Here is a 429-nt window from a genome sequence, read left to right on the forward strand (position 1 = left end):
GTACCGCTTGGTCCACCCGGCAACCTGACGGGCGACGTAGCCCGTGCCGCGGCCGAACTCGTCGAGGCCCGACGCGGCCGGGTCGACGCCGTGCAGTTCGATCAGCAGGTCGACCACCCGCAGGCACAGCTCCCGCGTCTTCTCGGGGGTGAGCCCGAGTTCGGCCGGGGGAGCGGACCGCAGGATGGTGCCCTCGACGCGTTCCATGACGTAGAAGTCGCTGCCCAGCACCGCCGGATCGGTGCACAGGCCGACCATCGCCGGCACGTGCGGGTACACGGGCGCGAGCAGCGACTGGATGCGATACTCGCGGACCATGTCGTGCCCGGACGACGGCTTGGCCCCGGCCGGAGGACGGCGCAGCACCAGATCGCGGTCCGGGTAGCGCAGCAGGTACGTCAGGTTCGACGCGCCGCCCGCGAACTGGCG

The 429-nt window shown here is 71.8% G+C and carries 1 protein-coding gene; it reads right to left on the bottom strand.

Annotation, left to right across the window (positions count from 1 at the left end; translation table 11 throughout):
* Positions 1-429: phosphotransferase family protein (locus AC07RN_RS21335; RefSeq protein ID WP_478337274.1), on the bottom strand; the 429-nt coding region annotated here is incomplete at both ends.

Source organism: Lelliottia sp. GFLA7 (assembly GCF_056490165.1).